Below are 19,792 nucleotides of genomic sequence, written 5' to 3' on the forward strand. Positions count from 1 at the left end.
GGTCAGTGGCCGCTGATCCCCGGGCCGTCGCCCACGTACTGGGTGTCGTTCACCTACTGGTGGACGCCCTGCTCCTCGACACCCTGGTCGCCGACGCCCTGCTCGTGCTCCTGGCCCGCGCCTGCGGCGGCTTCCTCACCCGCACCGGCCGCGTCACCCGCACCCGCGGCGGCGGCCTCGTCACCGGCGCCCTCTTCCTCGCCGACGCCCGCGGCGCCCTCTTCCTGACCGGCACCGGCGGCACCGCCGTCGGCCTCCTCGCCGGCGCCCGCGGCGTCACCGGCACCGCCGGCGGCCTCCTCGCCGGCGCCCGCGCCGCCGTCGCCGAGGGTGGCACCCGTGGCCGCGAGGGCGGTGGTGACCGGCTGGAAGAAGGTCTCGCCGCCCACGGTGCAGTCGCCGCTGCCACCCGAGGTCAGGCCGATGGCCTGGCCGTCCTCGGTGAAGAGCGAGCCGCCGCTGTCGCCGGGCTCGGCGCAGACGTTGGTCTGGATGAGACCGGTGACGGTGCCCTCGGGGTAGTTCACCGTGGCTTCGAGGCCGGTGACCTCGCCGTCGGCGAGGCCGGTGGTGCTGCCCATGCGGAAGACCTGGAGACCGACCTCCGCCTCGCCGACCGCGTTGATGTCGACCGTCCGGCCGTCGCCGAGGTCGACCGTGCTGGCCGCCTGCGTCGCCGGGTCGTTGTAGTCGACCAGAGCGAAGTCTCCGGCACCCGGGAACGTGGCGGTCGCCGCGTCGACGGTGCCGATCGGCGCGCCGTTCTCCTCCTCGGACCACTCGGCCTCCACGACACCGCAGTGACCGGCGGTCAGGAAGGCCGGGGCGCCCTCGGCGTTGACGACGTTGAAGCCGGCCGAACAACGGGCGCCGCCACCGAAGATGGCGTCGCCGCCCTCCAGGAAGGGCTTGAAGGTGCCGGCGGACTTCTTGATGGTCGCCATGCCGGCGCCCAGCGACCTGACCGTCGACTCGATGGTGTCCCAGTTCTCGCCCGTGACCGTGGAGTCGGCAGTGACCTGGAGCTTGTTCGTGCGGGGGTCGATCGCCCAGGCGGTGCCCGGGACGGTGGCCTCCTCCTTCAGCGTGGCCGCGCCCTTCTGCAGCTCGGACCAGCTGTTCTCGACCTCACGGACCTCCGCGCCGGCCTCCTGGGCCTGGATGATCACGTTGTTGTCGTCGCCCTCGATCTGAAGGCCGTCGATGACGTTGATGATGAGGCGCTGCTCGCCCGAGTCGTAGTACGCGCCTGCGAACGCTTCACCGAGCAGGTCCCGGAGCTGGGAGGCGAGATCCGAGGCGTCACTCGCGGCGAGCGTCTTCGGGGCGGCGCCCTTGGCGTCCGTCTGCGACGCCATCGCGTTCGGCAGGACGAGGGCTGCCGCGCCGAGCGCCGCCACACCGCCTGCGGCTATGAACGCCTTGCGCTTGGTGGCTCGTTTGTGACTCAACTCTTGACCTCCTGGGGACGGGGTCCGTACCGCCGTCCGGCGGGTGAACTGGGGGCGCCTGGTTGCCAGTTGGTACGGATGGTTCCGAGGCGGTGTTCAACGCTCCGCGGAAAGATTCCGATCTTCCATTTCGCAAAGCGCGCTACGCCCCTCGTTGGCCTGCCATTTCACGACTTCCCGCCCACGCGACCCGTCGGGCCCTTGTCCCGCAGGCGGCCCACCCCCTCCTCGACCCCGCTTCGACACCCTCGGCTACCGCTCCGTGGCGGTCCGTCGACGCCGGTGATCGGGAAACCGGCTGCGGGGAATCTCCACACCGAATACTCAGCGGGGTCACGGGCGACGGGAGTTCTGCACAGGCGCGATTCGCGTGCCGCGCCTTTGAGGCGGGACTGTCCAATTCGTTTTCCTGAAGGCAATGAAGGGCGTATGACGATGCCGCGATCCGTGTGAAGAAGTCGCCCCCAAGCCGTGCGCAAGCCTGCACCAATGAACCGTCATGGTCACCAAGTGCGCTGGTGGGGGGCCATGTTGATTGGATGTGCGCGACGGCGATCTGCTTATATCCATCGCACCGCGGGGGCCGCCGAGCTCTCGGAGACGGAAGCAGCCAGCTCTCCGGATCGAGAAGTGGGCACCCACGTGCGCGGCCGTCGTTCTGTCCCCAGAAGGGGGCCGCTCCCCCCTTATGAATAGCTATACGAAGGGAAGTTCCATCATGAACTCCACCCCCCAGGTTGAGACCGCCGAGATCTCGGACGCCGCCCTCGACGCCGTCTCCGGTGGCCTCTCGGTCAACGCCGTCGGCACCGTCACCGGCCTGGTGGACGGCATCGCCCCGGTCTCCGGCCTGGTCAACACCGCCGTCGGCACGGTCGAGGGTGTCACCGGCCTGAACACCGCCCCGGTCACCAGCCTGGTCGCCGGTCTCTGATCGACCCCCAGTGCCGCTGAGTCCCGGAACCGCCTGACAGGTTCCGGGACTCTCGGGGTGCCCTGAAGCCCTACAAGGGAAGTCCCGTGCAGTTCCGCCAACAGGCCCTCGCCAAGCTCCAGTCGCCCGAGGAACTCGACCTCCCGGTGCGCTTCGCCCGCCCCCAGGGCTGGCTGGTGCTGTCCGTGACGGTGGTCGCGATGGCCGCCGCCTCCGTGTGGGCCGTCACGGGTTCCGTCGCCTCCGCGGTCGACGCGCCCGCCGTCCTCACCCATGGGCAGGGCAGTTACGTGCTCCAGAGCCCGGTCGCCGGCCAGGTCACCGCCGTCCTCGCGAAGCAGGGCGAGCGGCTGCCCGCGAAGGCCCCCCTCCTGAAGGTCGCCACCGCCGACGGCGAGCAGGTCGTGCGTTCCGTCGCGGCCGGCCGGGTCTCCGCACTCGCCGCCACCATCGGCCAGATCATCCGGACCGGCGCGAACGTCGCGGCCGTCGAGAAGGTCGCCGACGCCGACGATCCGCTCTACGCGACGGTGTACGTCCCCGCCGAGAACGCGGCCTCGATCCCGAAGGACGCCGAGGTCGACCTGACCGTGCAGTCGGCGCCCACCCAGCGCTACGGCGTGCTGCGCGGCCATGTGAAGCAGGTGGACCGCACCGCGCAGACCCCGCAGTCCATCGGCGCGTTCCTCGGCGACACCCAGCTGGGCGAGCAGTTCACCAAGAAGGGCCGGCCGGTGGCCGTCACCGTACGACTGGACCGCTCGGCGTCGACCGAGTCGGGCTACCGGTGGTCCTCGCAGGACGGGCCGCCGTTCGAGCTGACCTCCATGACCATGGCCACGGCGTCGATCCGGTTGGCCGACGAGCGTCCGATCGATTGGCTGCTCCCGTGACCGCGTCCCAGGACACCGCCCGGCCCTCCACGCGCGGCAGACGCAAGGCGGCGCCGCCGAAGCGCCCGGTGCCCAAGGGCGGGCGGAGGACCGTCCGCACGCCGACCGTCCTGCAGATGGAGGCCGTGGAGTGCGGCGCCGCGTCCCTCGCCATGGTGCTCGGCCACTACGGACGGCACATCCCGCTGGAGGAACTCCGCATCGCCTGCGGTGTGTCCCGGGACGGCTCACGCGCCAGCAACCTGCTGAAGGCGGCCCGCAGTTACGGCCTGACCGCCAAGGGCATGCAGATGGACGTGGCCGCCCTCGCCGAGGTGAGGGCACCGGCGGTCCTGTTCTGGGAGTTCAACCACTACGTCGTCTACGACGGCATGGGCCGCCGCTTCGGCAGACGGGGCGTCCACATCAACGACCCCGGCAAGGGCCGCCGGTTCGTGCCCATGGAGGACTTCGACGCGAGCTTCACCGGTGTCGTCCTCGTCATGGAGCCGGGCGACGAGTTCGAGAAGGGCGGCCGCAGGCCCGGTGTGCTGGGCGCCATGCCCGCCCGGATGCGCGGCACCTCCGGCACCCTGCCCGCAGCCCTCCTGGCCAGCCTGCTGCTGGTGGCGGTCGGCGCGGCCGTCCCCGCGCTGAGCCGCACCTACATCGACATGTTCCTCATCGGCGGCCAGACCTCCCTGCTGGGTGTGCTGTTCGCGTCGATGGGCGCGTGCGTACTGCTGACCGTCCTGCTGACCTGGCTGCAACAGGCCAACCTGCTGCGCGGCCGGCTGATCTCCTCCACGCTCTCCAGCGCCCGCTTCCTGCGACACCTCCTGCGTCTGCCGGTCACCTTCTTCTCGCAGCGCAGCCCCGCGGACCTCGTCCAGCGCCTCCAGTCCAACGACGCGGTCGCCGAGACCCTCGCCCGGGACCTCGCGGCGGCCGGCGTCGACGCGGTCGTGGTCGTCCTCTACGCCGTGCTCCTCTATACGTACGACCCGCAACTCACCTTCGTCGGCATCGCGGTGGCGCTGCTGAACGTGGTGGCGATGCGGGTGGTGATCCGGCTGCGCGCGACCCGTACGGCGAAGCTGCGCGCGGACAACGCGCGGCTGACCAACACGGCGTACACCGGGCTCCAGCTGATCGAGACGATGAAGGCGACCGGCGGCGAGGAGGGCTACTTCCGCAAGTGGGCCGGGCAGCACGCCACCACGCTGGAGGAACAGCAGCGGCTCGGGGTGCCGAGCGCCTGGCTGGGGGTCGTCGCCCCGACCCTGGCCACGCTCAACAGCGCGCTCATCCTGTGGATCGGCGGTATGCGGGCGGTCGAGGGCCATATGTCCGTGGGTCTGCTGGTCGCCTTCCAGGCGCTGGTCACCCGGTTCACGGCGCCGCTCACCCGCCTGAACGGGGTGGCGGGCCGTATCCAGGACTTCGCGGCCGACGTGGCCCGGCTGAAGGACGTGGAGAACTTCAAGGCCGACCCGTTGTACGCGCGCCCGGACGCCGCCGAGTCCACGCGCCGGCTCAACGGCCACGTCGAGCTGGAGAACATCACCTTCGGCTACAGCCCCCTCGACAAGCCCCTGCTCACCGGCTTCGACCTCACCGTGGGCCCGGGTCAGCAGGTGGCGCTGGTCGGCGGCTCGGGCAGCGGCAAGTCGACGGTGTCGAGACTGATCTCGGGCCTGTACACCCCGTGGGAGGGCGTGATCCACATCGACGGCCGCCGCTTGGAGGACATCCCGCGGGGTGCCCTCGCCGCCTCCGTCTCCTTCGTCGACCAGGAGGTGTTCCTCTTCGAGGGCACCGTCCGCGACAACGTGGCCCTGTGGGACCCCTCGATCCCCGACGAGGCCGTGGTGGAGGCCCTGCGCGACGCGGCCCTGTACGACGTGGTGACGCGTCGCCCGGGCGGCATCCACAGCAGGGTCGAGCAGGACGGCCGCAACTTCTCCGGTGGGCAGCGCCAACGCCTGGAGATCGCCCGGGCGTTGGTCCGCAGGCCCAGCATCCTGGTCCTCGACGAGGTGACCAGCGCGCTGGACGCGGAGACCGAGCTGACCGTCATGGACAACCTGCGCAAGCGCGGCTGTGCCTGCGTGGTGATCGCCCACCGGCTCAGCACGGTCCGCGACAGCGACGAGATCGTCGTCCTGCAGCACGGCACGATCGTGGAGCGCGGCCGGCACGAGGAGCTGGTGGCACGCGGCGGCGCGTACGCCCAGCTGGTCAGGGAGCGATAGATGACCACCGTCCACGAGGGCCAGGGCGGTCAGGGCGGCCACGACGGCGACGTCGTCCTCGGCGCGCTCGGCGGGATGGGCACCCCCCTCGACTGCGCCGGCCACACCCGCCTGGACCTCGAAGGACCGCAGACGCTGTGGCTGGTGGCCTCCGGTGCGCTGGACCTGTTCGCGGTGGACGCCGTCCAGCAGGGCCACTGGCACCATCTGGGCCGTCTGGAAGCGGGTTCGCTGCTGCTCGGTCCGGTCACCGGGCCTCAGCACACGCTGGTCGCCCGCCCGTTGCGCGACTGCGTGGTCCGGCGCATCGGCCTGCGTGAGCTGTACCAGCAGGCGGGCGCCGAGACCTGGTCGTACGACGAGTGGGGCAACCCGCAGCTCGTGCCCCCGCAGACGAGCCCCCTCGAATACGCCCTCGCCCTGGGCGTCGGCCGGGGCCTGTCGATCCTCTTCCAGGCGCCGATGGCCACCGAGCAGGCCGCCGCGCCCACCGACGACGACGTGTTCTGGATGCGGGTGCCGCCCGGCAGCGTCCAGTACGGCGCGCTGTACGGCGCGGAGGCGGCGGCCGATCTGCTGATGGACCCGGGGGTCTGGCAGAGCATGGTCGACCAGCAGTACCGGCTGCTGGCCACGCTGGACCGCTGGATCGAGCAGCTGGAGCGCACCCACGAGGACCGTACGGCCGCCGGGATCAAGGCCGGTGAGGCCGTACGCGCCCAGGCCGACCGCACCCTGCTCGCCTCCATCGGCAAGTCCTCCGCGCACCGGCGTACGACGGCGGCCGACGCGGACGCCACCTACGCGGCCTGCGGGCTGGTCGCCCGCGCGGCGGGGATCTCGCTCTCCGAGCCGGCGCAGAGCGGCACCGAGAGCGACCGGCTCGACCCGGTGGAACGCATCGCGCTCGCCTCCCGGGTCCGGGTCCGTGCCGTCCGCCTCACCGGGAGCTGGTGGCGGGAGAACGTCGGCCCGCTGGTGGGGCACCGGGCGCTGTCCGGTGCGCCGGTGGCACTGCTGTGGCGGCGCGGCGGCTATGTCGCCGTCCAGCCGTCGTCGGGCCGGGAGACCCCGATCGAGAAGGCGAACGCGGCGGAGTTCGAGCCGCGTGCCGTGATGTTCTACCGTCCGCTGCCCGAGCGGGTGCCGAGCCCGCTGCGCCTGATGCGGTTCAGCCTCCACGGGACGAGCGGTGACATGACGGGCCTGCTGCTCAGCGGGCTGGTGACGGTCGTGCTCGGCTCGCTCGTGCCGATCGCGACGGGCAGGATCCTCGGCGAGTACGTGCCCAAGGCGCAGGAGGACCTGATCGTTCGGGTCTGTCTGGCGATCATGCTCGCGAGCGTGGTGTCGGCGGCGTTCCTGCTGCTGCAGAACCTGACGATCCTGCGTCTGGAGGGCCGTATCGAGGCCACCCTCCAACCGGCGGTCTGGGACCGTCTGCTGCGGCTCCCGACGAAGTTCTTCACCTCGCGTTCCACGGGCGAACTGGCCAGTGCCGCCATGGGCATCAGCGCGATCCGCCGCACGCTGGCCGGCGTCGGTCCGGTGGTCGCCCAGTCGGTGACCGTCGGCGCGGTGAACCTCGCCCTGCTGCTCTGGTACAGCGTCCCGATGGCGCTGGCGGCGATCGGCATGCTGGTCGTGGTGGCGGCGGTCTTCCTGGGCCTCGGTCTGTGGCAGGTCCGCTGGCAGCGCCGTCTGGTGGTGCTGGGCAACAAGCTGAACAACCAGGCGTTCCAGACCCTGCGGGGGCTGCCGAAGCTCCGGGTGGCGGCCGCCGAGAACTACGCGTACGCGGCCTGGGCCGGCGAGTTCGCGCGCAGCCGTGAGCTCCAGCAGAGGGTCGGTGGCATCAAGAACCTCAACACGGTGCTGGGCGCGGTGTACCTGCCCCTGTGCACCCTGCTGATGTTCATGCTGCTGGCGGGCCCGGCACGCGGTTCGATGTCGGCGGCCGAGTTCCTGACCTTCAACACCTCGGTGACGATGCTGCTGACGTCGGTCACCCAGCTGACCGGCGCCTTCGTGTCGGCGGTCGCCGTGCTGCCGCTGTTCGAGGAGATCAAGCCGGTGCTGGAGGCGACGCCGGAGGTCCGGACGGCGAGCACCCGGCCGGGTGTGCTGTCCGGCGCGCTGGAGGCCCGCCGGGTCTCCTTCCGCTACGCGGACGACGGCCCGCTGGTGCTGGACGACGTGTCCTTCGCCGTCCGGCCCGGGGAGTTCGTGGCGATCGTCGGCCCCAGCGGCTGCGGGAAGTCGACCCTGCTGCGCCTGCTGATCGGTTTCGACAGACCGGTCTCCGGGAGCGTCCTGTACGACGGCCAGGACCTCGGCGCTCTGGACCAGTCCGCCGTACGCCGGCAGTGCGGTGTCGTGCTCCAGCACGCGCAGCCGTTCACCGGGTCGATCCTGGACGTCATCTGCGGCACCGAGCCGTACACGCCCGAGGAGGCGATGGCGGCGGCCGCGATGGCGGGCCTGGCGGAGGACATCCAGCGCATGCCGATGGGGCTGCACACCATCGTCCAGGGCAACGGAGCGATCTCCGGCGGACAGCGGCAACGCCTGATGATCGCGCAGGCGTTGATCCGTCGGCCCCGCATCCTCTTCTTCGACGAGGCCACGAGTGCCCTCGACAACGAGACCCAGCGCACGGTCATCGAGAGCACGAGGGCCCTGAACGCGACCCGGATCGTCATCGCCCACCGGCTGTCCACGGTGATGGACGCGGACCGGGTGGTGGTGATGGAGGACGGCAGGGTGGCCGAGGTGGGAGCTCCGGCCGAACTGCTGGCGAACCCGTCCGGGCGCCTGCACGAGCTGGTCCGCCGTCAGATGGCCTAGCCGGCCCACGCGCGAGAGACCCCGCCCGACCCGCGCCGGTCAGAGCGACAGGTCGCGCTCGTACCAGGTGCCCGGTTCACCGCTGAGGTCGTCCGGGTCGGCCGGACCTACGGGTACGAACCCGGCTTTGATCAGCACCTTGCGGGAGGCTGCGTTGCGATGTGCCACGGCCGCCCGCAGGGTGCGCAGGCCGTGCTCGGTCGCCGCCGACCGGCACAGCTGCCGTACGGTCGTGGTCGCCACGCCATGGCCGGCGACGTGCTGGGCGACCCGATAGCCGAGTTGCGCGGAGCCGTCCTCGATGTCCACCAGGTTGAACCTGCCGACGACCGAGCCGTCCTCGGCGACGAGCACGTGGAAGGCGCAGACGCCCGCCTCCTGTTCGGCGAGCAGGGCGTCGTACCGGTCGGTGAACCCCTCGAAGAAGGCATCGCCGCGGTCGGGGACCGAGGCGGCGAACCAGGCACGGTTGGCCAGTTCGAAGTCCAGCACCGCCGTGGCGTGTTCGGCACGCAGCCGCTGCAGCTCGGGCATCGCGCGACCCTAGCCGGAGGGTGTGCCGAGGGCACCTGATTTCTTGCGCGCGGTGGGCGCCGGCCCCGGGACGAGGAGGACCGAGGCGACCGGCACAGCGGCGAGTGCGAGCCAGGGGACGGGGGCGGGCAGGTTCGCGTCCATCAGGGCACCCGCCGCCGCGCTTCCCACCAGCACGATCAGGCCGGACACGGAGGACATCGCCCCGGTGTAGAGCCCCAGGCGGCCCTCCACGGCGAGGTCGGGCACCCATGCGCGCGCCGCCGGAGCCACCAGCATCTGGCCCACCGTCAGCAGCACCACGAACCCGGCGGCGGGCAGCAGTCCCGCCGTGCCGGTCCACTCGGCGGGCCGCGCCAGGCCCACCACCGCGAACCCCGAGGCGATCAGGAGCAGCCCTACGGCCATGGACCGCCGCGGGTCGAGCCGCCCGGACGCCCACCGCGTCACCGGCAGCTGCGCCGCCACGACCAGCAGCGAGGACAGCCCGAAGAGCCAGGCCAACGCGGACTGGGAGCCCGTCGCCCGCTCCACCTCGTCGGGAAGGAGGAGATACAGCTGGTTGTAGGCCAGCAGGTACGCGCCGTACGCGCAACACAGCGCCAGGAACCGCCGGTTGCGCAGCAGTCCGCCGAGGCCGCCCCGAGCCTCGATCCGTTCCCGCCCCGGAATGTGCTGCGGCAGCAGCAGGTAGTGCCCGGCGAGGACGAGGACGAAGACGCCGGCGCCCGCGAGGCAGACCACCCGGTAGTCGACGGCCAGCAGCAACGCCCCGATGAGCGGCCCGACGAAGGCCCCGGCCTGCCCCGCCACCGTGAACAGCGCGAGCACGCTGGTCCGGGGCCCGCCGCCCGACTCCTCCCAGACCACCGCCTGCCGGGCGACCTCGGACTCGACGGCCGGGGAGAAGAGGGCGGCGGCGAAGCCGATCAGGAGGACGGCGGCGATGACCGACCAGTCCTCGTCCGCGTACCCGAGCCACGCGAACCCGGCGATCCGCAGCACGCACCCGGCCAGCACCACGGGCCGTACGCCGTAGCGGTCGGCGAGCGCACCGCCGACCACGAACAGCCCCTGCTGGCTGAAGGTGCGCAGTCCGAGCACGAAGCCGACCATCCAGCCGGCCATGCCTATCGCCGTGCCGAGGTGCTCGGCGAGGAACGGCAGCACCGCGAAGAAGCCGACGTTGAACGCGAGTTGGGTGAGGATCAGCAGTCGCAGGAGCGGGTTGAGCTTCGCCCAGGTACCGCGCCGCGACACCTTGACGGCCGCGCCGCCGGCCGCCTCTCGCGTTTCTTCCTCTCTCCTCGTCCTCTCTCCGGTCGTTCGCCCCGCGGGCGTCGCGGGCGAGTGCTGTTCGGGCTCGGTCATCCGGTCTCTCCGACGGTGGGGGTCTCTCCGACGGTGGGGGCGGCGGTGGGCTTCGGTCGGCGGTGTACGGCTCCGGCGCGCGGACGGCGCGGCCACCGCATCCCGCCCGCCGCCGTGACCGCGAGCGCGCCGAGGAGGGCGAGCGCGCCGGCGGGGGCGAGGACGGCCCAGGGGGCGCGTTCGGCGTAGGGCTGGTTCTCGGCGAGGAGGAGGCCCCATTCGGGGTCCGGCGGCTGCGCGCCCAGGCCGAGGAAGCCCAGCGAGGTCAGGGCGAGGGCCACACCGGGCAGCCGGAGCAGGGCGTGCCGGGCGACGGGCGGCAGTACGGCGGGAAGCAGTTCGCGGCGGAGCAGGTACGTGTCGTCCGCGCCGAGCCCCTTCGTGGCCGTGATGTGGGTCGTGGCCCGTTCCTGTTCGAGCAGGGCCGTGGTGTGCGCGGCCAGGGGCACCCAGGCGACGGCGGCCACGGCCAGCGCGGGTGTCGTCGCTGCGCCGCCCGCCACTCCGGCGACGAGGAGACCCGCGAGGACCGCGGGGACGGCGTTGACGGTGTCGACGAGGGGCCCGGACAGGCGCGGCAGCAGCCCGAGCAGGACGCCTGTCAGCAGCGCGGCGGCGCTGATGGCGACGGCCAGGGCGAGGGTGGTGAAGGCGCCGTGGCCGATGCGGGCGAGGAGATCGCGGCCGAGTGCGTCGGTGCCCAACGGGTGTGCCCAGGAAGGCGGTTGGAGCCGGGCGCCGGTGTCGAGGGCCAGTGGGTCGCGGGCCAGGCCGAGCGCGACGACCGTCAGCAGGAGGGCGCCGTGCAGCAGGGGGGCGTGGCTCGGGGCCGGTGGCACGGGACGGTGCAGGGAGTGGAGCGCGCCGTCGCGCAGAGCGGAGCCGATGAGGAGGCGGGCGGCGAGACGGGCGAGGGCGCCGGCCGCGGCGGCGAGCAGGACGAGGGCGAGGGTGCCTGCCTGGAGGACGGGGAGGTCCTGGGCGAGGGCGGCCTGGAGGGTGGTGCGGCCTAGGCCGGGTATGTCGAAGACCTGCTCGACGGTGACGGCACCGCCGGTGAGGCCGACCACGAACAGGCCGAGGTTGGGCAGCAGTCCGGGCAGGCAGCGGCGTACGGCGTGGCGGGCGGTGGCCCGCCCGGGTATGCCTCGTGCGGCGGCGGCCAGCGCCCAGGGTTCGGCGAAGGCGGCGGGCAGCAGGTCGGCGAGCATCCGGCCGAGCAGTGCGCCGGCGGGCAGGCCGAGGGCGAGGGCGGGCAGCACCGTCCACCGCGGCCCGTACCAGCCGAGCGCGGGCAGCCAGCCGAGGTGCACCCCGACGACGACGGCGAGCACGGAGGCGGTGAGGAACTCGGGCAGCGCGGCGAGCAGCGCGGCGCCGCTGCCGCCGCCCCGGCGGTCGTCGAGGCGGCGGTGCGCGCCGAGCCACAGGGTGCGGGCGCAGACCGCCGAGGCGGTGGCAGCCGCGACGACGAGTGCGGCGGCCATCAGCAGCAGGGAGACGCCGAGGGCCTGGAGGACGGACGGGGTGACCTCGGCGCCGGAGATCCACGACCGGCCCGCGTCACCCCGGGCCAGTCCGCCGAACCACTCCCCCAGGAGTCGCCAGGGGCCCGCGTCGAGGCCGAGTTCGTCGCGTACGGCCGCCAGGACCTCCGGTGTCGGGTCGCGTTCGGCGGAGCGTGCCTTGAGGACGGTGAGCGCCGGGTCGGTGCGCGACAGCCAGGGCAGCAGGCCGATGCCGCACAGCAGTCCCGCGGCGAGCAGGGTCCGCCAGAGTGCCCGTGTCAGCGCCGGGTCCCCGTTCCGACCAGTGTGCGCTCGTACGGGTCGAGGATCACGCCCCGCACCGATGCGCCGACGCCGGTGATGATCCGCTGGTGGACGAGCGGGACGGTGGCGTCGGTGCCGAGGATCGCGGCCTCGGCGTTCATCGCCGCTCGCTGCCGCTGCGCGGTGTCCGACTCCTTCTCGGCGGCGGCGACGGCCCGGTCGACCTTCTTGTCGCAGAGGAGGGCGAGGTTGTAGCTGCCGTCGCAGGTGAAGTCGCTGGCGAGGATGGAGACGGGGTCCCCGGTGTCGAGCAGGGAGTTGCGGGCGCCGACGAAGGCGTCGAACCGGCCGGCGAGGGCGTCGCTCTCCAGCCGCGAGTACTCGCGGACCTCCAGTTTCACCTCGAACCCCGCCTCCCGCAGCTGCTGTTGCAGCACCTGGGCGACCTCGGGCAGTTCGGGCCGGTTGTCGTAGGTGGCGAGGGTCACGGAGGTGCCGTCGGGGTCGCCGGCCTTCGCGCGGCCTGCCGGTTCGACGCGCTGGGCGGCGGCCCAGGTCACGGCGGGGCCGAAGATGCCGACTCCGGCGTCGGCGTGGCCCTCGTACACGTCGTCGGCGAGGACGGAGCCGTCGACGGCCTCGCGGGCGGCGGCCCGCAGCTTCGGGTCCTTGAAGGCGCCGGACTCGGTGTTGAGCAGGAGACTGATGGTGCGGGTGGTGGCCGTCTCGCGGCGGGTGCCCTTGTCGAGGGTGGGGGCCTGCGACACGGGGACGGCCTCGGCGATGTCGACCTGGCCCGTGCGCAGCGCGTTGGTGCGGGCGGAGCCGTCGGCGATGAACCTGGCGTCGATGCCGGTGGCCTGGGCGCGGCCGCCCCAGTACGCGTCGAAGCGGTCCAGGGTGGCGGCGGTGGTGCCGGTGACCTTGGTGATCTCGAAGGGGCCGGTGGCCGTACCGACCGGGTTCACGCGTGTGTCGCGGTAGGCCTTGGCGGACAGGATCGCGAGGCCGGGGCTGGTGAGCCTCAACGGCAGTGCGGGGTCCGGGTCCTCGGTGGTGACGCGCACGCGGCGGTCGCCGTCGGCCTTCGCGGTGAGCGTGGTGCCGGAGAGCGCGGCGGTGACGGGCTCGGCCTCGGTGGCCCGGGTGAGGGCGGCGGCGACGGTGGCCGGGGTGACCTCGGTGCCGTCCTGGAAGGTGGCCTCACGCAAGGTGAAAAGCCAGTTCCGGTCGTTCTCGCGGGTCCAGGACTCGGCGAGCGCGGGGGCCGCGACGCCGTTGGCGTCCAGCTCGGTGAGGCCTTCGGTGACGCCGAGGCGGCTGAGGAGGGTGGCGTCGGCGCCGTAGGGCGAGAAGTTCTCGGCGGGCGGGAAGGCGAGGGCCACGCGCAGTCGCGCACCGTCACCGGACGCGCCGTCGGCGCTCCCACCTTCCGAGGCGAAGCAGCCGGTCAGCAGAGGGGCGAGGAGCAGGCCGGCGGCGGCGCGACGGCGGCGGCGGCGGCGGGGAGAGCGCATGGTCCTTGGTTCTCTGTGTGTGGGGGGGGACGGGCGACGGGGCGCGGAGCGACGGGATGGAGCACGACGCAGATTACATGACAATGATTTTCATCTGACGGACGAGGGGCTGCCCGCAACGGGCGCGGGCACTCGCACCGGCACCGGCACCGGCACCGGCACCTCGAAGTGCACCACCCGTTCCCCGGTCGTCTCGCGCTCGTCGCACACGGCCACACCCTGCGAGCGCCAGAAGTCCTCGGCGCCGGGCACACCGGGGTCGGTGTGCAGGTAGACGGAGCGGTAACCGCCGTCGGCGGCCGCGAAGTCCAGCAGTGCGGCGACCAGCCGCCGGGCCAGCCCACGGCGCCGGTGCTCGGCGCGGACGTACACCCGGCGCAGCTGGGCGGTCTCCCCGGACGGATAACGCTCGGCCAGCCAACGGGGGTTGGGCGGATGGGCGGGCCCCCGGGAGTCCAGCGCGCCCGTGGCGACGACCGCGCCGTCCCGCCCGTCGACCGCCACCAGGAGCACATGCCGGTCAGGGGCGACGTACGCCGCCCGCAGATCGATGATGTCGCCGTGCCAGCGCGGCACATAGCCCGTACCGAAGTCCCGGTAGACGATGTCGAGCATCACCGCCCGCGCGCCGTCGAGTTCCTCGGGCCGCGCCACCCTGATGTCATATTCCTGCACCTGCGCATCATATGCAATAAGCCTGATCATTCCGCTCAGGGGTTCGGGTCGCCACCCCTTCGGGCGGGGTGGTACCCCGCGGCGCGCGGGCGACCTGGATGCGACGGTGTGCCACCGGCCGCCGTACGGAACAGGCGTGTTGAGGCGACGACCGGGTACTCCGGAGGTCATGCGGATGAGCGTGGTGGATGTGGGATCGAACACCGTACGGCTCGTGGTGGCGGACGCCGAGGGGGGTGTGCCGCTGCCGGTGCACACCGCCAAGTGGCGTCTGCGGCTGTCCGAGCAGGTTCCGCCCGGGGGTGATGTGCCCGACGAGGCCGTGCAGCGGCTCTGCCGGGCGGTCGCGGCCGCGGCGCGGACCGCGGAGAGATGGGGGGCGGCGACGCCGCTGGCGTTCGCGACCGCCGTGGTCCGGTCCGCGCCGAACTGCCGGGAGGTGCTGCGCACCGTGCGCGCGGAGACCGGCGTGCCGATCTGCACCCTGCCCGGCGAGGTGGAGGCCGAGCTCACCTTCCTCGGGGCGCGGCGGTGGATGGGCTGGCGGTCGGGGCCGCTGGCCCTGCTCGACATCGGGGGCGGCTCACTGGAGGTGGCCTTCGGGCGGGGGCGGCTGCCGGACTTCGTGGCCTCGCTGCCGCTGGGGGCGAACCGGCTGACGCACGAGTTCTTCCACGGGCAGGACCCGCCGTCGATGGAGAGCATCAAGGCCCTGCGCCGCAAGGTCCGTCATCAACTCCGGGACGTCTCGGCCCGCATCCGCTGGGAGGGACCGCGCACCGCCGTGGCCACCTCGCGCACCTTCCAGCAGCTCTCCCGGCTGTGCGGATCCGCGCCGGGCCGCCACGGCCCCTTCGTGGAACGGGAGTTGCGGTGCGCGGACCTCGGTGAAGCCATCACCCGACTCGCCGCCCTGCCCGCGGCCCAGCGGTCCGCCCTGCCGGGCATCTCCGCGCCCCGGGCGACACAGAGCCTCGCCGGGGCACTGGTGGGGCACACCACGATGAAGCTCGCCGGCCTGAGGAGCGTGACGATCTGCCCCTGGGCGATCCGCGAGGGCGTCCTGCTGCGGCACATCGAGGACGGCCCGGCGTGGTGGTCGGAGGTGACTCGGGACGTCGAGGCCACCGGGTCGGCCGGTGCGAGCACGCCGGGCACGGTGCCTCTGCGCATCGCGGCCCCGGCCCGCTGACCGCACCCGGCAGGCCCGGCCCACCCGGCCCACCCGACCGCACCTCGACTCACCCGCCCCGACCCACCTCACCCCCCGCCGCGCCGAAAGGAGCCCACCATGAACCACCACGACGAGCAGAACCCGGACCACACGCGTGACCAGCACGGCAGGCACGGAACGCACGGCAGGCACAGCGAGCACGACCGGCGCGGCGTGAGGGACGAGCCCGACACCGCACTCGACGAGGTCCTGCGCGAGGCGGAGCGGGCCGAGACGGACGTCACCGGCTCCGAGCGGCGCCGCCACGACGGAGAGGCGGGCGACGCGATCACACCCAACGAGCGGGCCCAGGAGGAGTCCTCCCAGCACGACTAGTGGCTCGTCTCGCGACTCTGGCCAGGTGATCGAGGTGTGGTCGGCGGGAGGTTTTGCCAAACGGTCGACCAACGACCGCCCCTGCCCGGATAGCTTCCCGGCATCCGCTGAATGTGAGGTGCGGGCTGCTTGGGCCGTGGTGCGAGCAGCCCGCTGGGAGGCATGCAATGAATTCGATCAACGTCGTGGAGACAGCGGCCGCGCTGTCGGCTGCCTGGAGCTCCTGCCCCTTGGGGCAGGTGGGGACGGCCTGTGTCAAAGTCCTGCGTATGGACGGCAGGCCGGTCCAGGAAGAGGCTCACGGGGCTGATGAGGTACTGCTGGTGCTTGACGGGCGGCTGGAACTGCTGGTGGACGGCACCGAAGTCGCCATAGAGGCAGGCGAGATGTACCGGGTGCCGACAGGCGCGCGGCACGCTGTCCGCCCTGGCAGTCGCGGCACGTTGGTGATCGTTGAGGTACCCGGGGCGTGAAGGCGCGCAGCCCCCATCTGAATGTCAATACATCTGACGGCAATTCACCTTTTCGAGTGTCGTAGATCTTGCGCGGGGCGCGAAAAGGGATGGCGCGCTCCACGCCGGGGTAGCTAACCGGATCCGATGCGCCCTACCCCTGACAAGGTGGAGCCGCCATGACACCGGATGCCCATGACCGCGCCGCCCCTCACCCCGAGGACACGGCCCCCGAGTCCGGCGCCGGGGCCGCGTCCGGGGCCGTGGCGGACAATCCCTACGCCCGCACCCGACGGACCGGCCCCTTCGTCGTCATCGAGGTCTCGGGCGAGATCGACCTGGCGTCGGCGGGGTCCCTCGCCGAGCATCTGACGGCCGCCGTGACCGGGGCAGCCCCGCCGGACGTGCTCGTCGACCTGCGCCACGTCTCCTTCTTCGACTGCTCGGGGCTGCGCGTGCTGTGCAGGGCGGAGTCCACAGCCAGGTCGCGCGGCGGGCGGCTCCGCCTCGTCTCCGACCAGCCCCGGATACGCCAACTGCTGCGCGGTGCCGGCCTGTTGGGCCGCTTCCCGCCACTACCGGACATCCCGCCCGCTCCCCCGCCTCCGCGACGGCCAAGTCTCAACTAGCAGTTCAATGAAACGATTGAAGGACCTGCGGCAGGCACACACCGTTCCGGCGAACACCGGTGCGGAATCCGAGCGACACAGAAGTGGAGACGCGCGAAGTGAAGTTCCTTCTCGAAGTCGACCTGGACAGCACGGACTGGGGCGAGGGCACCACCGTGCAGGAGTTGGAGCGCATCCTGCGCTACTGGGGTGGCAACCTCCGGCACTGCGAGATCGGCCCCGGGGACGGGCAGCCCCTGTACGACTCCGGCCACCAGGAGGTCGGCCGCTGGACCGTCATCTCCGAGTGACGGTCGACCCCCGGGCATGATGCCGGGGGCCGGCCCGCGGCCCCACTCCGCTTCGGCCGGCCCCCGAACGGGGATCGCGTGACACACCGTGACAGGGCTCGCGCTCCCCAGCCACGGGCCCTCGCTCATCACTCACGGGGCCACGCAACCCCGGTCTAGCGGCCGCCGTCGGCGACCGTGTCCTACGGGACGTTCACGTCGTACGGGAGGTACGGGTCGTACGACGTACAGGTCGTACGAGAACTACAGGTCGTACGAGAGCTACAGGTCGTACGAGAGCTACAGGTCGTACGAGAGCTACAGGTCGTACGAGAGCTACAGGTCGTACGGGAGTTCAGAAGGAGTAGAGAACGCTCGCGGCGGAGTCCTTCAGACACTCGTTGGCGAAGGTGCGCTCGTACGCGACGCGCTTGCCCTGCCAGACGCCGTGCACCGTGACGATCACCGGGTCGTACTGCTTGGTGCACATCGCCCCGGCGTTGGCGCTCAGGGCCTCGAAGTCACCGCCGCTGTCGCGGAGTTCGGCGCAGGCGTCGACGGGCGCCGGATGGGTGCCGCCGGGCTTCGGCGCGCAGCTCAGGGTGACGGCGCGCTCGGGGGTGACGGTGGCCGAGGTCTCGCCGTGGCCCACGGTCAGCACCAGGGCCGACGGGGCGTAGAGACTCTTCGCCACGGGCGCGGGGTCCGCGAGCGCGGGCCCCGCGAAGGGACCGCAGACAGCGGCGGCCGTCAGGGTGAGAGTCGCTGCCAGGCGCGCGGTCTTCGGCATGGTGTGCATCCTTCCGCTCTGCAGGAATGCCCGGACGGCTCCGCCACATCGGTCGCGTGTACGAAGCCGGCCCGGACGGTGCCGGTTCGGCGAGCGCGAGTCTGCCGGGTCCCCGGCCGGAACACACATCGACCCCACAGGTTTCGGTAACTTTGAGTATTGAATTAGTGGCTCGAAGTCACGGAATTCGAACATGCAAACCCCGATTCTGAGCGGTTCTCGATCGCCCCATGATCATGAATGGCCGGATCTCCACGGCTCGGCAATCGGCCTGAAACATTCCGCTTCGGCTCACGACAACCGCCCGAACGGCCCCGGCCCGAGCCGAAGGCGGTGGACTATTCATCCACCGGGCCGCCGGAGAATGGATGAACCGCCCTCTGGCCACCGCTCGACACGCGCCATTACCGTCGCCCCTGGCCCCTGGCCCCTGGCCCCTGCCCCCGCTGAGCTGCGGCCACCGGGTGCCGGCCCAGCGGCCATCAAGCGTGCGGAACGGTGGACGGCGCGTGTTCGGGTCGTCAGGATCGTCGGCGACATCGGGCGTACTCGACGGTGAGGGGCAGGACCGACGGATGGCGAAGCATTGGGCGGACTTCCAGTACGAGATCTACCTGGGCGGGATGGGCGGGACCGTGCCCCGGCTGCCGACCGATCTGACCCGGCTGGAGGAGCTGGCCGCGCACCGGCTCGGTGCCGGTCCCGTCGGCTATGTGGCGGGCAGCGCGGGCAACGGCAGCACGGCCCGCGCCAACCGGGAGGCGCTGGAGCGGCACCGCATCGTCCCCCGACTGCTGCGGGACGTGGCCGAACGCGATCTGTCCGTTGAGGTGTTGGGCCGTGCGCTGCCGGCGCCGGTGGCACTCGCCCCGGTGGGCGTGCTGTCGATCGTGCACCCGGACGCGGAGCCGGCGGCTGCGCGGGCCGCCGCCGCGCAGGGGGTGCCGTACATCCTGTCCTCGGCGTCCAGCACGCCCCTGGAGCAGGTCGCGGAAGCCATGGGGGACGCGGAGCGCTGGTTCCAGCTGTACTGGGCGAAGGACCGTGAGGTCACCCGGAGCTTCCTGGAGCGGGCGAAGGCCGCCGGGTACTCCGTGCTCGTCGTCACCCTCGACACGCCGTTGCTCGGCTGGCGGCCCCGCGACCTGGACCGGGCGTATCTGCCGTTCCTGCACGGCGTCGGCACCGCCAACTACTTCACCGACCCGGCGTTCCGGGCGGGGCTCGCCAAGCCGGTCCACGAGGATCCGAACGCGGCCGTGCTGCACTTCGCGGGCATGTTCGGTGACCCCGGCAAGACGTGGCCCGACCTGGCGTTCCTGCGTGAACACTGGGACGGGCCGATCGTGTTGAAGGGCGTGCTCCATCCGGACGACGCGCGGCTGGCCGCGGACGCGGGGATGGACGGGGTGGTCGTGTCCAACCACGGGGGGCGGCAGGTGGCCGGGGGTGTCGGGGCCGCGGACGCGCTGCCGGGGGTGGTCCGGGCCGTGGGCGAGCGGATGACCGTGCTCTTCGACAGTGGGGTGCGTACGGGTGATGACGTCTTCAAGGCGTTGGCGCTGGGGGCTGCCGCCGTGCTGGTGGGGCGGCCGTATGTGTACGGGCTGGCGCTCGACGGGCAGGTGGGGGTGGAGCACGTGATTCGGTGCCTGCTCGCCGAGTTCGATCTCACGTTGGCGTTGGCGGGGCATCGGGGGCCGGGGTCTGTGGGGGGCGACAGCGTCGTCGGGGGTGCCTGACGGCTTTCTCCGCCCCCGCCGCCCCCACCCGTCCCATCCTGGAGGGGCTGCGCCCCTTTGACCCCCATGCGTCCGTCCGGTGGGGCTTCTCGCGCAGTTCCCCGCGCCCCTGGAAAAAGCGGGGCTGCGCCCC

17 protein-coding genes are annotated in these 19,792 nt (G+C 72.2%); 10 read left to right on the forward strand and 7 right to left on the reverse strand.

Going from position 1 to position 19,792, the window contains the following annotated elements; translation table 11 throughout:
• Positions 1-53: 53 nt before the first annotated feature.
• Positions 54-1,451, reverse strand: coding sequence for a S1 family peptidase (locus ACZ9QC_RS02675; protein ID WP_472918612.1), 1,398 nt, complete (start codon positions 1,449-1,451; stop codon positions 54-56).
• A 718-nt stretch (positions 1,452-2,169) separates the two neighbouring features.
• Between ACZ9QC_RS02675 and ACZ9QC_RS02680 the strand changes: the two genes are divergently transcribed.
• From ACZ9QC_RS02680 to ACZ9QC_RS02695, 4 genes are all read left to right on the forward strand, one after another.
• Positions 2,170-2,385, forward strand: coding sequence for a hypothetical protein (locus tag ACZ9QC_RS02680; RefSeq protein ID WP_033528587.1), 216 nt, complete (start codon positions 2,170-2,172; stop codon positions 2,383-2,385).
• A gap of 86 nt (positions 2,386-2,471) precedes the next feature.
• Positions 2,472-3,278 carry a hypothetical protein gene (locus ACZ9QC_RS02685; RefSeq protein WP_472918613.1) on the forward strand — a complete coding sequence of 269 codons (807 nt, stop codon included), beginning with the start codon at positions 2,472-2,474 and terminating at the stop codon, positions 3,276-3,278.
• Between the two features lie 68 nt (positions 3,279-3,346).
• Positions 3,347-5,512 (forward strand): NHLP family bacteriocin export ABC transporter peptidase/permease/ATPase subunit, encoded by a 2,166-nt coding sequence (locus tag ACZ9QC_RS02690; RefSeq protein ID WP_472921988.1) that lies wholly within the window; start codon positions 3,347-3,349, stop codon positions 5,510-5,512.
• Positions 5,513-8,359: an NHLP bacteriocin export ABC transporter permease/ATPase subunit gene (locus tag ACZ9QC_RS02695; RefSeq protein ID WP_472918614.1), complete on the forward strand. Its 2,847-nt coding sequence runs from the start codon at positions 5,513-5,515 to the stop codon at positions 8,357-8,359.
• 39 nt (positions 8,360-8,398) lie between these two features.
• On the opposite strand, the gene ACZ9QC_RS02700 is transcribed toward ACZ9QC_RS02695, so the two are convergent.
• The 5 genes from ACZ9QC_RS02700 to ACZ9QC_RS02720 all read right to left on the reverse strand — a co-directional run bounded on the left by ACZ9QC_RS02700 (position 8,399) and on the right by ACZ9QC_RS02720 (position 14,228).
• Positions 8,399-8,893 carry a GNAT family N-acetyltransferase gene (locus tag ACZ9QC_RS02700; protein ID WP_472918615.1) on the reverse strand — a complete coding sequence of 165 codons (495 nt, stop codon included), beginning with the start codon at positions 8,891-8,893 and terminating at the stop codon, positions 8,399-8,401.
• 9 nt (positions 8,894-8,902) lie between these two features.
• On the reverse strand, positions 8,903-10,264 hold the full coding sequence (locus ACZ9QC_RS02705) for an MDR family MFS transporter (RefSeq protein WP_472918616.1): 1,362 nt from the start codon (positions 10,262-10,264) through the stop codon (positions 8,903-8,905).
• Positions 10,261-11,751: an ABC transporter permease subunit gene (locus tag ACZ9QC_RS02710; RefSeq protein ID WP_472918617.1), complete on the reverse strand. Its 1,491-nt coding sequence runs from the start codon at positions 11,749-11,751 to the stop codon at positions 10,261-10,263. The genes ACZ9QC_RS02705 and ACZ9QC_RS02710 overlap by 4 nt, the downstream gene beginning before the upstream one ends.
• Before the next feature lie 299 nt (positions 11,752-12,050).
• Complete coding sequence (locus tag ACZ9QC_RS02715) at positions 12,051-13,553, reverse strand: ABC transporter substrate-binding protein (protein ID WP_472918618.1); 1,503 nt, start codon at positions 13,551-13,553, stop codon at positions 12,051-12,053.
• A gap of 90 nt (positions 13,554-13,643) precedes the next feature.
• Positions 13,644-14,228, reverse strand: coding sequence for a GNAT family N-acetyltransferase (locus ACZ9QC_RS02720; protein WP_472918619.1), 585 nt, complete (start codon positions 14,226-14,228; stop codon positions 13,644-13,646).
• 169 nt (positions 14,229-14,397) lie between these two features.
• On the opposite strand from ACZ9QC_RS02720, the gene ACZ9QC_RS02725 reads away from it, so the two are divergent.
• The 5 genes from ACZ9QC_RS02725 to ACZ9QC_RS02745 all read left to right on the forward strand — a co-directional run bounded on the left by ACZ9QC_RS02725 (position 14,398) and on the right by ACZ9QC_RS02745 (position 17,148).
• Positions 14,398-15,420: a Ppx/GppA family phosphatase gene (locus tag ACZ9QC_RS02725; RefSeq protein ID WP_472918620.1), complete on the forward strand. Its 1,023-nt coding sequence runs from the start codon at positions 14,398-14,400 to the stop codon at positions 15,418-15,420.
• Positions 15,421-15,519: 99 nt separating this feature from the next.
• Positions 15,520-15,777, forward strand: coding sequence for a hypothetical protein (locus ACZ9QC_RS02730; RefSeq protein ID WP_472918621.1), 258 nt, complete (start codon positions 15,520-15,522; stop codon positions 15,775-15,777).
• A gap of 167 nt (positions 15,778-15,944) precedes the next feature.
• Complete coding sequence (locus ACZ9QC_RS02735; RefSeq protein ID WP_472918622.1) at positions 15,945-16,250, forward strand: cupin domain-containing protein; 306 nt, start codon at positions 15,945-15,947, stop codon at positions 16,248-16,250.
• Positions 16,251-16,408: 158 nt separating this feature from the next.
• Positions 16,409-16,858, forward strand: a complete 450-nt coding sequence (locus tag ACZ9QC_RS02740; protein ID WP_472918623.1) for an STAS domain-containing protein — start codon at positions 16,409-16,411, stop codon at positions 16,856-16,858.
• 98 nt (positions 16,859-16,956) lie between these two features.
• On the forward strand, positions 16,957-17,148 hold the full coding sequence (locus ACZ9QC_RS02745) for a hypothetical protein (protein WP_472918624.1): 192 nt from the start codon (positions 16,957-16,959) through the stop codon (positions 17,146-17,148).
• A gap of 334 nt (positions 17,149-17,482) precedes the next feature.
• Here ACZ9QC_RS02745 and ACZ9QC_RS02750 read toward each other — a convergent pair whose 3' ends face one another.
• Entirely contained in the window at positions 17,483-17,917 is a 435-nt protein-coding gene (locus tag ACZ9QC_RS02750; RefSeq protein WP_472918625.1) for a protease inhibitor, read from the reverse strand.
• 575 nt (positions 17,918-18,492) lie between these two features.
• Between ACZ9QC_RS02750 and ACZ9QC_RS02755 the strand changes: the two genes are divergently transcribed.
• Positions 18,493-19,659 (forward strand): lactate 2-monooxygenase, encoded by a 1,167-nt coding sequence (locus ACZ9QC_RS02755; RefSeq protein ID WP_472918626.1) that lies wholly within the window; start codon positions 18,493-18,495, stop codon positions 19,657-19,659.
• Positions 19,660-19,792: the final 133 nt, after the last annotated feature.

The sequence above is a fragment of the Streptomyces sp. HUAS MS02 genome (assembly GCF_055702265.1).

What these genes read in the sequence shown, in the direction of transcription:
- ACZ9QC_RS02680 (WP_033528587.1), top strand. Translation starts at nt 2,170, where the DNA reads ATGAACTCCACCCCCCAGGTTGAGACCGCCGAGATCTCGGACGCCGCC.
- ACZ9QC_RS02695 (WP_472918614.1), top strand. Translation starts at nt 5,513, where the DNA reads ATGACCACCGTCCACGAGGGCCAGGGCGGTCAGGGCGGCCACGACGGC.
- ACZ9QC_RS02700 (WP_472918615.1), bottom strand. Translation starts at nt 8,893, where the DNA reads ATGCCCGAGCTGCAGCGGCTGCGTGCCGAACACGCCACGGCGGTGCTG.
- ACZ9QC_RS02705 (WP_472918616.1), bottom strand. Translation starts at nt 10,264, where the DNA reads ATGACCGAGCCCGAACAGCACTCGCCCGCGACGCCCGCGGGGCGAACG.
- ACZ9QC_RS02710 (WP_472918617.1), bottom strand. Translation starts at nt 11,751, where the DNA reads ATGGCCGCCGCACTCGTCGTCGCGGCTGCCACCGCCTCGGCGGTCTGC.
- ACZ9QC_RS02715 (WP_472918618.1), bottom strand. Translation starts at nt 13,553, where the DNA reads ATGCGCTCTCCCCGCCGCCGCCGCCGCCGTCGCGCCGCCGCCGGCCTG.
- ACZ9QC_RS02725 (WP_472918620.1), top strand. Translation starts at nt 14,398, where the DNA reads ATGCGGATGAGCGTGGTGGATGTGGGATCGAACACCGTACGGCTCGTG.
- ACZ9QC_RS02730 (WP_472918621.1), top strand. Translation starts at nt 15,520, where the DNA reads ATGAACCACCACGACGAGCAGAACCCGGACCACACGCGTGACCAGCAC.
- ACZ9QC_RS02735 (WP_472918622.1), top strand. Translation starts at nt 15,945, where the DNA reads ATGAATTCGATCAACGTCGTGGAGACAGCGGCCGCGCTGTCGGCTGCC.
- ACZ9QC_RS02740 (WP_472918623.1), top strand. Translation starts at nt 16,409, where the DNA reads ATGACACCGGATGCCCATGACCGCGCCGCCCCTCACCCCGAGGACACG.
- ACZ9QC_RS02750 (WP_472918625.1), bottom strand. Translation starts at nt 17,917, where the DNA reads ATGCCGAAGACCGCGCGCCTGGCAGCGACTCTCACCCTGACGGCCGCC.
- ACZ9QC_RS02755 (WP_472918626.1), top strand. Translation starts at nt 18,493, where the DNA reads ATGGCGAAGCATTGGGCGGACTTCCAGTACGAGATCTACCTGGGCGGG.